We start from the raw sequence: 11,841 nt of genomic DNA on the forward strand, positions 1-11,841 counted from the left end.
CCTCCGTCTTGCGCACTATTTGCGCATTATGAGCAGTGCTGAACAAGTCGTGCTGTCATGGAACTGTCTTATTGTCATTGGCCTGTCACATTGTCACGCAATTGTTATAAAAAGACCGTTTACCGACAAATATTTTCAGATTTTCCCCCTTGCCAGTCTTTCATGTCATGAAAGTGTGAAATTGCCTCCCTATGAGCGCGGGGTGAGGTCGTGGGGCCTCTATGAATCTTATTGTACCTGCAATCTGCCTTAGGGGGCAAAAGCATGAAAATGATCTCTTCTCTTCGCGGTGGGCTTCTCCTGACCAGCGCCTGTGCGGTTCTCGCGGCCTGTTCAGGCAGCGGTAGTGTCGAAAATACCGGTAACACCGGTTCTGTCACCATCAATCCGGGTAATGGCGGCGGTGGCGGCCAGACGACGGCTGATGGCGCTGTTGATTTCACGACGCAGCTCTGCCCCGATGGCACGACTGAAGGTACACGGACTGTTGGCGGTGTCGACATCACGGCCTGTATTATTCCGGCTGGCACTCTGCTCACCGATACCACGCTCGAAGCTGGCAATGCTTACGCTCTCGACGGCACGGTCTTCGTTGGTAACTCGACCTTCAGCGCCGCGACCGGTATTGCTCCGGGCACGCAGGTTACGCTGAACATCGAACCCGGCGTCATTGTCTTCGGCCTCAATGGTGAAGACGCTCTGGTCGTCTCCCCGGGGTCGCAGATCAACGCTGTTGGCTCGCCGAGCCAGCCGATCATCTTTACTTCAGCCGCTGACCTGATCGATGCCGATCAGGACGGCACGGACCTCAGCGCCATGGAAGCGGCTTCTGATGGTGTCTCTGGCGGTTCCTCCACGGCTCGCGGCCAGTGGGGCGGCATTGTCATCAACGGCCTCGCACCGATCAACGATTGTGAAGACGGGACTGTGGACCCGGTTGTCAGCCCTGAGCTCTGCGTCAAAGACGGCGAAGGCGGCTCTGGTCTTTATGGCGGCAGCAACCCGGCCGATAATTCCGGTACGTTGCAATTTGTCCGCGTCCAGTATGCTGGCTTCCTTTTCTCGACCGATGACGAGCTTAACGGCATAGCCTTCCAGGGCGTCGGCAACATGACGACGGTCGATAATATTCAGGTCCACAACAATGCTGATGACGGCGTCGAGTTCTTCGGCGGGACGGTCAACGCGACCCACGTCGTCGTGACCGGTGCTGGTGATGACTCGATCGACTGGACCGATGGCTGGCAGGGTAACATCCAGTATGCCCTCGTCGTGCAAACGCCGGGCGACGCCAACCGTGGCTTCGAAGGTGACAACCGTGGTAACGACAACGCGATCCGTCCGCAGTCGATGCCGAATATCGCCAACTTCACGCTGACCACCGACTTCGGCAACAATGTTCCGGGTCCGGACGCCAATGGTGACGGCCCGGATGATGGCGCCAAGCTTCGCGAAGGCACCGGCGGCTTCCTGGCCAACGGTATCATCGTCGGCTTCCAGGGGCAGGGCATCGATTTTGACGTCCCGGGTGATTTTACGCCTGCCAACCCAGCTGAAGTTGATCCGCGCCCGACGCTCGACTCGATCTTCCTCGCTGACAACAACGGCGGTGCTTTCGACAGCGCTGGACGCACGCTGGCTGCGATGAACATCGTCGAAGCGGCTGGCTCCACGCTCAACGGTGTCTTCTCAGGCAGCGCTGAACAGGCTGTTGCAGCTGCAGACCTCAGCGGTCTCGCTGGCATTGATAATGTTGATTACATCGGCGCCTTCTCGGACAGCGAAACGGCGATTTCCAACTCCTGGCTCGCTGGCTGGACGCTGGTTTCCAACGCGATCCCGGATGCGGCAAATGCTGCTTGCCCGACTGGCACGACGCTCAGCTCCAACCCGGTTCCGGCCGGCCGTTCGGAAGCCCGCGTTTGCACGCTGCCGACCGTTGTCTCTGCTGACACGCGTCTCGTTGGCGGGAATCTCTACGAGCTTGACGGCTCTGTCTTCGTCGGCACCGATGCTGGTCCTGACGCTTCCAGCCCGTTCGGCGGCGCGGTTCAGGTCGCTCTGACCATTGATCCGGGTGTCACGCTTTACGGTCTTAACGGTGAAGATGCGCTGATCGTCACACGCGGTAGCCAGCTCTTCTCGAATGGCACCGAAGGCGCACCAGTCGTCATGACCTCGCTTGCTGACCTCAACGGCACCGCAACCGCGACAACTCGCGGTCAGTGGGGCGGCGTTGTGATCAACGGTCGTGCCCCGATCAACGACTGTGAAGTTGGGACAGTCGATCCGGTTGCGAACCCGGAACAGTGTGAGAAAGACGGCGAGGGTGGCTCTGGCCTCTTCGGCGGTAACGAGCCGACCGACAATTCGGGCCGTCTCACCTACACGCAGGTTCGTTATGCTGGCTTCCTCTTCTCGACGGATGACGAGCTGAACGGTATCGCCTTCCAGGGCGTTGGTTCGGATACGGAAGTTGACTACATCCAGGTTCACAACAACTCGGATGACGGCGTCGAATTCTTCGGCGGCACCGTCAATGCCAAGCACGTTGTGATCACCGGCGCAGGCGATGACTCGATCGACTGGACCGATGGCTGGACCGGTAACATCCAGTACGCCATCGTTGTTCAGACCGAAGGCGACGCCAACCGCGGCTTCGAGGGTGACAACCGTGGCAACGACAACGCGATCGAGCCGCAGTCCAACCCATGGATCCGGAACTTCACGCTGACTACCAACTTTGGTGGTTCTGTTCCTGGCCCGGATGCAAATGGCGATGGCCCGGATGACGGCATGAAACTCCGTGAAGGGACCGCTGGTCAGATGTCGAACGGTGTTGTTGTCGGCTTCGACGGTGAAGGTCTCGACTTCGACGCCCCGGCTGACTTCACGCCGACCTACCCGGTCGAAACCGGTCCGCGTCCGACCGTCCTGTCGACCTACCTTGCCAACAATGGCGACGACGGCGACGGCAATGTCGATCTCGGCGACAGCGAAACGATCTTCAACGCTGACTCCGAAAACGTTGCAGAAGACGTCGCCAACCCGCTCGTTGCTGACAGCGACGGCACCAGCGCAACGCTGATCCTGCAAGCGCCGAACGCGCTCGCCATCACGCCGGTCAACACCGATCGTCCGTCCGCTCCGGGCTTCTTCGATACGGTCGATTACATCGGCGCCATCCGTGACGATGCCGACAACTGGTATGTCGGCTGGACCTTCAGCCTGTAACAAACCGATCCGGGGACGGTCATTCCGTCCCCGGATTTTCGGGTCTCAAGTTTACGAATTCGCCCGAGAGGGCATTTAGAGGTAGGTCATGAACAAATTTGGTAAAACGGCGCCATCGGCGCTTCTTGCCCTAGCGATGTGCGGCATTGCCGGCACCGCAGTGGCGCAGGAAGACGAAGGTGACGTCATCGTCGTCCGGGGCGCGCTCGTCCCCGACGAGAAACAGAACACGGCGGAAATTTCGAGCCTTCTCGACGCTGAGGATTTCGAACGCCAGGGTGACTCCGATATCGCTTCCGCACTCAAGCGCGTAGCCGGTCTCTCGATCACCGATGGCAAGTTCCCGGTCGCTCGCGGCCTAAACGAACGCTATTCCTCCGCGACGCTGAACGGCGTGCCGATCCCGTCGCCTGAGCCGCTGCGCCGTGCAGCACCGCTCGACATCGTGCCCACACGGATCCTTGCCGGATCGCTCGCCCAGAAGACCTATTCGCCGGAATACTCCGCTGAATTCGGTGGTGCGGCGATCGATCTGCGTACCGTTGGTGTGCCGAATGAAAGCTTTGTGTCGCTGAAAATCGGCATGGAAGTTGACACCGAGACGACGCTCCGTGAAGGCTATTTCTACGATGGCTCGGACACGGACGTTCTTGGTTTCGATGATGGCCTGCGGAACCTGCCGGGTATTGCAGACCGCGCCGTGCGCGAAGGCGTCGACGCTGTCGGTCAAATCGCCCTCGACACCGCTTTCGAGCAGGACAAGACGCTTCTGATCACTGAAGGCGACGTGCCGGTCAATGGCAGCTTCTCTGCCAGCGTTGGCCTCATCATCGCGGATACGGCAAATTATCGCATCGGTACGACGACGCATGTCGGTTACTCGAATGAGTGGCAGTTCCGTGATGCCTTCGAGAACCGGACGGAAGGCACCAACCTTCTGAACAACTCGAACTCGGTCACCTCCGATTACGACGAGACCCGCCAGGAAATCGGCGTCAATGCCTTCAACACGACGGGCATCGAATTCGGCAATGGCGATCACGAGATTGCGCTGACGACTTACCTTCTGCGCAGCTCGCTGAAGTCGGCCAAGATCACGTCGGACACGGATAATGACGTGACCCAGAACGAGATCCGCCGCGAATCGACGAGCTGGCTCGAGCGTGAAGTCTGGCAGGGGCAACTCAACGGCACACACCTGTTCGCCGATATGAAAGACCTCGAATTTGCATGGCGCGTCGCTTACGGCGAAGCATCCCGCGAAGAGCCTTACAATCGCCAGACCTACCGCATTCTGAGCCCGACCAGCGGGAACTATCTCTATGCGGAAGGTGAAGCTGACGAGAACACGATCAAGTTCTCCGAGCTTCAGGACGAAAACTTCTATTTCGCAGGTGACTTCACCCTGCCATTCGATGTTTTTGGCCGCACTTCAGAGCTCCGCTTCGGCGGTAGCTACCGGGACAATTCCCGCTCGACACTGCGTCGTGACTTCGACTTCCGCTCACCGCAGACCGGCGCCACCGGCGTCATCTCGGCCAGCCCGGAACTCGCCGCCTCGCGTATCGACCTCATCTATTCGGATGTGGTTCTCGCCTCGAACATCATCAACATCTCGGCCCGTGCCGGTCGTCTCTTCCCGGATGCGTCTGAAGCTTCCATGGAAGTGACTGCGGCCTATGCCCTCGCTGATGTTCAGCTTAACGACTATCTGCGCGCTTCGGTCGGCGTCCGTTATGAAGACTCATCAGAAGAGACTTCGGTCACGCTGACCACGGCGAATGGCGGTACCCAGTCTTTCGATCCGCTTGAGGAAGAATACTTCCTGCCGGCGGTGACGCTGACCTGGAACCCGTTCGGCAACATCCAGGTCCGTGGTGCTTACTCCCAGACGATCACCCGTCCGCAGTTCCGCGAATTGGCCGTGGCTGACTTTGTTGACCCGAACCTTGGCATCACGCTGACTGGTAACCCGTTCCTCGTGAACTCCGAGATCGACAACTATGACGTTCGCGCTGAATGGTACTTTGCCCGTAACGAGTTCCTGACGGTTGGCCTGTTCTACAAGGACATCACCAACCCGATTGAGCAGTACCAGACGGGCCGGGAAGCCAACACGACCTCGTTCCTCAATGCGCCGTCTGCTGAAGTTTACGGTGTGGAGGTCGAGTTCGAGAAGAAATTCCCGCTCGATGAATGGTTCGACGGTGAGCAGTGGTATGGCAAGGAACTCTTCTTCGCCACCAACTACACCTGGTCGGAATCTAAGGTCAGCGCCGATGGCATCGTGACGATCGCCCGGAACTCTCAAGGCATGTTCGTGCCGGATACGGGCGACGCTGCTGGCCGGATCACCGATGGCCGGAAGCTGCAAGGTCAGTCCGATCACCTGTTCAACCTGCAACTCGGCATCGAGAACATCGACACCGGCACCAAGCTGACGGGTCTCGTCAACTATGCCAGCGAGCGCGTTCTCTTCGCGGAGACGGTTGGCGGCACGGGCCCGGCCGTTCTTGAACAGCCGCCGGTCTCCTTCGACCTCGTTTTCAGCCAGGACGTCGAATTCATGAGCGCTGATTATGGCCTCGGGATCTCGGTCAAGAACATCCTGGGCGAGGACTATTCGGCCTATCGGGAAGACATTTCCGGCGCCGATGCCCCGTTCCTTGAATATGACCGCGGCACCAAGTTCTCGATCAGCCTCAGCCGCGACTTCTAAGCGACTGATCTGACTAAAATTTCAGGGGGAGGCGGTCCGTTCGGGCCGCCTCTTTCCTTATGCGCCGCAGGATTAGTGTTAATCAGGTCTCAATGAGACCCGTGTAGTTCAGTAAACTATGGCTTGCTGTCACTATCCGTGACAGAAAAAGCCGCCAGTTTCAGGGGGGTAGAGTAGCCTGTCATGGCAGGGCGTGTAGCGATGGATGGAGCGGAAAGCGCCGCGGTTCCCAATGCAGGGGCCGGGGAGACTTCCCGGAAAACGGACAGCCGCCTGCCGCGGCTGGTGGTCACCGGCGGACTGGTTGTCCTGCTGGCGGTCCTGTTCGTCCGATTTGTCTATTCGCTGATCACCCCCTTGCCGCATCCGCCCGCAACACCGCCCGCGATTGCTGAGAGCGGCCCGCAGACAGACCTCACCATTTTCAGCCGCTTTGATCCCTTCGAGGGCAATGTGCCCGCGCCCGAAGCCGCGCCGATCGAGACGGCGGAGGAAACCCGCCTCAATCTCAAACTGTTCGGCACATTCCTCGGCGATACGCCCTCCGCCATTGTGCAGGGAACGGATAATCGTCAGGGCGTCTATTTCCTTGGCGATGAGATCACCAGCGGCGTGACGATCCGCGAGATCCGCCCCAACCAGATCCTGCTTGATCGCCGGGGCGCGCTTGAGACCCTGACGCTTGAGAACCGGGACGCGGGGCCGTCTGGTGGGTCCATGAGAGGCACCGCACCGCGCCTGCCGGGCGGGGTGAATACTGGCTCCCTCGGTGAGCTCGCCGATATCGTCCGCATCCAGCCGGGCCCGGACGGGCGGGGCTTTCTTCTTTACGCCGGGCGCAAGCCGGAGCTGTTCGCAGCCTCCGGGCTGCAGGACGGCGATCATCTCATCTCCATCGACGGGGAGAGGCTTCACGGGAATATGAGCCGGCTTTCGAGCCTGCCGATCCTGCTGGCCAGTGAACCCGTCATTGTCACCGTCGAGCGCGCTGGCACGCCGCTTGAAGTGGAAATCGATCTGACAGGATTAACGCCATGACCATCCGACCGATCATCTCCGGCCTCGCCGCCGCACTGCTTCTGGGCGTCTCGAGCCCGGCTCTTGCCGCCATTCAGCAAGGGGGCGGCTCCCAGCTTAACTATGAAGGGGCGGACCTTGCCGCCTTTGCCCGCGATGTCGCATTCCGCACGAACCGCGCCTTCGTCATCGATCCGCGCCTGTCGGGCCGGGTGAACATCATCTCGCCGCCGGGCCTGACCTTGAGTGAGGATGAGGTCTGGGAAGTCTTTCTCGCGACCCTGCAGGTCAATGGCTATGCCGCCGTGCCGATCGGTGAACGCGAGTATCGCATCGTGCCGTCAGGGCAGGCGATCCGCGATGGCAGTAATGCAAACCAGCCTGCAGGGGGCGGTTCGACCGTCACGCGAGTTGTCCGTTTGCGGAATGTTGCAGCGGCGACAGCGGCGGCGAACCTGCGCGGGATCGCCGGGGAGACAGGGCTTGTCACCCCGATCACGGAAAGCAATTCGCTGATCATCGTCGATAATGCCTCCAACATGGCGCGGCTCCTCTCGGTCGTTGACAGTATCGATGTCGATGACTCAATCGTCCGCACCGTGCAGATCAAGAATGCGGCAGCCAATCAGGTGGCGGCCACGTTGCAGAGTATGCTCTCGCGCAATAATGCGGCGGGTCAGCCCGCAGGTGTCAGTGTCGTTGCTGTCGATGCGAACAACACGGTCCTGCTGCGCGGCGATGCGGCTTCGGTCAATCGCCTCCTGCCGGTGATTGAACAGCTCGATACCGCTACCTTGAGCGATGTCACCCTCGATACGATCTATCTTAATCATGCGGATGCGGAAGAAATCGTCCCGATCATCCAGCAGCTTCTCAATGAGCGCCCCACTGCGCAAGGCGGAGGCGAGGGGGCAAATGCGCGCCCGGCCACGGCGATGGGCTCATCGGTTGCCTTCCACAAGGGCACCAATGCGCTGATCGTCAATGGCTCGCCCGAGACCCAGCGCATGGTCCGCTCCATCGTCAACCGGCTTGATATCCGCCGGCCGCAGGTTCTGATCGAAGCGGTCGTGGTTTCGGTCTCCGATAACACCGCGCGGGAGCTGGGTGTTCAGTATGTATCAGGCGGCGGGGATATTCCTCTGTCTGCGGCCAGTTTCGGCGCGACCTCTCCCAATGTGATCAGTGCGGCGGGTGCGGCGCTCTTTCTTGCCGATAATCAGGCGGGTGAGACGCAGACAACGACGCAGGTGATCGATGGCGTTGTCGTGACGACGGAGGAGACGGTCTATGACCAGAATGATCCCTCCATCGCGATTGCGGGCCAGCTCGTCGAAGCAGCCGTCAGTGAACTGCTGAGTTTCGATGGTTTCCTCATTGGCGCGGGCGGCGATGACGGTAAGGGCGGCGTTTACGGCGTGCTCCTTTCCGCGATCCAGTCGGACTCGCAATCGAATATCCTGCAGGTGCCCTCGACGGTTCTTCTCGATAATGAGGAAGGGCTCCTTTCAGTCGGGCAGGAAATCCCGATCATCACGGGCGAGGCCATCGGCTCTGACTTTCAGGGCGGTTTCCGCCAGATTGAGCGCAAGGATGTCGGCACGATCCTGAAGGTCACGCCGCAGATCAATGCGGGCAATTCCGTCCGTCTGGAGATCAGTCTTGAGATTTCATCACTCGCTTTCTCGACCATCGGCGCGGGGCCGGTGACCAATGAAAGCCTGATTGAGACCGTTACGCTGGCCGAAGACGGCCAGACCCTCGTGATCGGCGGGCTGGTCGATTCAAACCGCCGCGATGCCGAAAGCAAGGTGCCACTGCTCGGCGATATTCCGATCATGGGCAATCTCTTCAAGGGCCAGAACCGGCAGGAAGAAAAATCGACCCTGATGGTCTTCATCCGTCCGACCATCCTGCGGGACGGGCTGGATTCCGATAGTGTCACGGCACGGAAATACGACTATGTCCGCCAGCAACAGCTTCGCAAAAGCAAGGATGGCCGTGTGCGGATCGATGATGTGATGGAAACCTATCTTGGGCATATGGACGGCTACTCACCGCGGCCGCAGGGCGATGAAGATGCCCCGCAGATCGAGGGCGAGGCCGCAGGGCGCGCGCCCAAGTGAGCGAGACCGGCGAGCATCGCGAGGTGGGCGCGGGCGTCCGCGCCTTCACCTACGCCTTTGCCAAAGAAAACGGCCTTGTCTTCATGGGCCATGATGCGGCGGGGCGCGGCATTGTCGGCGCCCGCGTCGATGCCAAGGGCGAAGTTGATGCAGGGCCTTGGGCGCTGGCTGAAGCCTATCGCGCCGCTGGCGGACCAATCGGGGTCGAGGGACTGCCGGCCGATATATTTGAGCGCAAGCTTTCCGAGATTTACTCCGCCGAAGGGCTGGCGGCTGCCACTTTCAATGATGACGCGGATGGCGATGAGCTGTCAGGGCTGGCCGAAGGGCTGCCCTCCACCGCTGACCTTCTCGATACGGAAGATGATGCGCCGGTTATCCGCCTGATCAATGCGCTCATCGCCGAGGCGGTCAAGACACGCGCCTCAGACATCCATGTCGAGCCATACGAGACCGAGCTGTCGATCCGCCTTCGGATCGATGGGGTCTTGCGCGAGGTGCTGTCGCTGCCGCCGAAACTGACGCCCGTGCTGATCAGCCGGGTCAAGGTCATGGCGCGGCTTGATATCGCTGAGAGCCGCGTGCCGCAGGACGGGCGGATCAGCCTTTCCATGGGCGGGCGATATGTCGATGTGCGGGTTTCGACGCTGCCCAGCCGGTTTGGTGAGCGCATCGTGATGCGCCTTCTCGACAAGGAGCAGGCGCGGCTCGACCTTGATACGCTGGGGATGCCGGCGGGCACGCTGGCGCGGTTCAAGAAAGTCATCCGCCGCCCAAATGGCATCATTCTTGTGACCGGCCCGACGGGCTCGGGCAAAACGACGACGCTTTATTCCGCCCTCACCCTGTTGAACGACCCGGGGGTCAATATCCTGACGGTCGAAGACCCTGTCGAATATGCGCTCGACGGGATCGGACAGACGCAGGTGAACTCCAAGGTCGGCATGACCTTCGCGACGGGCCTTCGCGCGATCCTCCGTCAGGACCCTGACATTGTCATGGTGGGTGAGATCCGGGATGTCGAAACCGCGCAGATCGCGGTGCAGGCCTCCCTGACCGGCCACCTTGTGCTGTCGACCGTGCACACCAATTCGGCTGTCGGCGCGGTCACCCGCCTGCGCGATATGGGCGTTGAGCCTTTCCTGCTTTCCTCAACGGTCGCCGGAGTTCTGGCCCAGCGCCTCGTCCGGCGGCTTTGTGAAAGTTGCAAGGCACCGCGCGAAGCCACCGAGAGCGACCTTACGCTGATGAGTCTTCCGTCTACGGATAAGGTTGTGGTGCATGAGCCGGTTGGCTGCCCGCGCTGTAATCACACTGGGTTTGAGGGGCGGATCGGGCTTTATGAGCTGATCGTCGCGGATGAGACGTTCCGGCGGCTCCTTCATGATGATGCCTCCGAACAGGCGCTCGCCGCCCATGCCTTTGCCGACACGCCGACGCTTGCCTCTTCGGGCTATGAGCATGTGCGGGCCGGGCGAACCTCGCTCTCGGAAGTCCTCCGTGTAGCGCAGGAGGCGGAGGGCGGCGCGTGACCTCCTTTCGCTACGAAGCCGTTGATGCCGCAGGCCGCCGCAAGAAGGGCGTCGTCTCCGCCGAGACGCAGCGCCGCGCGCGCCGGGAGATCCAGGGCAAGGGGCTGACTCCGCTATCGATCAAATCGGTCAGTGAACGGGACAAGGGCGAAGGCGCAAAGCGCACGCCCAATCCGCCGCAAAAGGACATCATTTCCGCGACCCGCCAGCTTGCAACCCTGATCGACGCCTCAACCACGGTGGAGGAGGCGCTGTCCGCCGTTGCTGCCCAGATGCGGGGCGAGGCGCTGGCCGAGATGCTGCTCTCGATCCGGGCAAGGATCATTGAGGGATGGAAGCTCTCCGACGCGCTTGGCGAATACCCCAAGAGCTTCTCGCCGCTTTATCGCGGCATCGTCTCCGCGGGGGAGGCGTCGGGCAATCTCGGTCCGGTCCTCCTTCGGCTGGCCGATATGCAGGAGAAGAACCGCTCCATGGCGATGAAGGCGCTCTCCGCGTTGATCTATCCGGCGGTTGTCTTCATCGTCGCGGTGCTGGTCATCGTGGCGCTGATGAATTTTGTCGTACCGCAGATCGTCGGCCAGTTCGCGCGCGCCGATGAAGATCTGCCGCTGATCACCGATATCGTGATCGGCACGTCGAATTTCATTCGTGACTGGGGCTGGCTGCTCCTCCTCGTTCTTGTCGGCAGCGGCATTGCCTTCTGGCAGATGCGCCGCCGCCCGGTGTCGCGGATGAAGATGGACCGGATGATCCTGAGCTTGCCCTTGATCGGAGGCCTCGCGCGGGAGCTTGATGCGGCCCGGTTTGCGCGGACGCTGGCCACGCTTTTCTCGTCCGGGGCGCCGCTGCTCGACAGTTTGCGCTCGGCCAAAAGGACGGTGACCAATTCGTGGATTTCGGACCGGCTGGAGACGACCCTGACAGGGGTGCGCGAGGGCGCCTCGCTTTCAACGGCGATCCGCCGGGCGGAGGTCTTCCCGCCGATGATGGCCTCGATGATTGCCGCCGGTGAGCGTTCAGGCCGTCTGCCGGATCTGCTCGAGCGCACGGCTGCTCAGATGGAGGGCAGTTTCGAGACGGCGGTGAATGTCACTTTGCGGCTCCTTGAACCGCTGGTGATCGTGATTTTAGGCGGGATAGTGCTCCTCATCGTGCTCGCGATCATGCTACCCATCCTGCAGATCAATACGATGGCGCTCTAAAGACGCGC

Annotated in this window: 6 protein-coding genes; all 6 read left to right on the forward strand. The window is 60.8% G+C overall.

Going from position 1 to position 11,841, the window contains the following annotated elements; genetic code table 11:
* Positions 1-264: 264 nt before the first annotated feature.
* Positions 265-3,234, forward strand: a complete 2,970-nt coding sequence (locus DX908_RS15295) for a beta-helix domain-containing protein (RefSeq protein ID WP_116393355.1) — start codon at positions 265-267, stop codon at positions 3,232-3,234.
* 88 nt (positions 3,235-3,322) lie between these two features.
* Entirely contained in the window at positions 3,323-5,953 is a 2,631-nt protein-coding gene (locus DX908_RS15300) for a TonB-dependent receptor domain-containing protein (protein ID WP_116393356.1), read from the forward strand.
* A gap of 183 nt (positions 5,954-6,136) precedes the next feature.
* Positions 6,137-6,991, forward strand: coding sequence for a type II secretion system protein N (locus tag DX908_RS15305; RefSeq protein WP_116393357.1), 855 nt, complete (start codon positions 6,137-6,139; stop codon positions 6,989-6,991).
* On the forward strand, positions 6,988-9,096 hold the full coding sequence (gene gspD, locus DX908_RS15310) for a type II secretion system secretin GspD (protein WP_116393358.1): 2,109 nt from the start codon (positions 6,988-6,990) through the stop codon (positions 9,094-9,096). Before DX908_RS15305 ends, gspD begins: the two co-directional genes overlap by 4 nt.
* 83 nt (positions 9,097-9,179) lie before the next feature.
* Positions 9,180-10,628, forward strand: a complete 1,449-nt coding sequence (gene gspE, locus DX908_RS15315; protein WP_116393492.1) for a type II secretion system ATPase GspE — start codon at positions 9,180-9,182, stop codon at positions 10,626-10,628.
* Positions 10,625-11,833: a type II secretion system inner membrane protein GspF gene (gspF, locus tag DX908_RS15320; RefSeq protein WP_116393359.1), complete on the forward strand. Its 1,209-nt coding sequence runs from the start codon at positions 10,625-10,627 to the stop codon at positions 11,831-11,833. The genes gspE and gspF overlap by 4 nt, the downstream gene beginning before the upstream one ends.
* The last annotated feature ends 8 nt before the right edge of the window (positions 11,834-11,841 follow it).

This window comes from Parvularcula marina (genome assembly GCF_003399445.1).
GTDB lineage: Bacteria > Pseudomonadota > Alphaproteobacteria > Caulobacterales > Parvularculaceae > Parvularcula > Parvularcula marina.